The organism is Cellulomonas sp. P4_A2 (assembly GCF_056402515.1).
This window is the reverse complement of the sequence record NZ_JBFUHG010000078.1, coordinates 1-507: the sequence shown is the minus strand read 5'-3', so window position 1 is coordinate 507 and position 507 is coordinate 1. Positions and strand designations below refer to the sequence as shown.

General features: G+C 70.4%; 1 pseudogene. It reads right to left on the bottom strand.

The features are described 5' to 3' along the window. Positions 1-305 (bottom strand): annotated as a pseudogene (locus AC1DUE_RS20165) (hypothetical protein); the annotation flags it as partial. Between the last annotated feature and the right edge of the window lie 202 nt (positions 306-507).

Genomic DNA, 507 nt, shown 5'->3' with positions numbered 1-507 from the left:
GGATAGAAGGCCCGGACCGCGAGCGCGTCCCGGTGCTCCGCCGCCCGCTCATCAGTCAGCCCCTCTGCGGCGGTCAACGCCCTCAGGTCCCAAGCCAGTTCATCACCGGGATCGTCCTGGGTGTCTGCCATGTAGTGCGCGAGGGTGCAGCGGTGAAGGGCGTCGCCGTCCTCGCCGATCTCCGACCAGATTGCGCCGAATCGGTTCCGGGCCTCTTCCCGGTCGCCACCGTGCAGCAGCATGATCGCCTGGCCGATCCTGGTCATGACGGCGTCCCTCGACGCCTCCTGCTGCTGCTCCGTCACCGCGGTCTCCCTCGCGCCTGCCCAGCCGATCCCGGTCGGATCCGACCGCACCGGCTGCCGCGTCGCATCCGGTCGCCGCGTAGCGTCCGGTCGCTGCGTCACGCCCGATGGAGTCCGTTCGAATCCGGTCGGCTCGACGCTAGCCGCTGATGCGGGCAAACCCGCTCAGGCTCGGGCAAAGCGCCCGAGCCTGTCGGGCAGG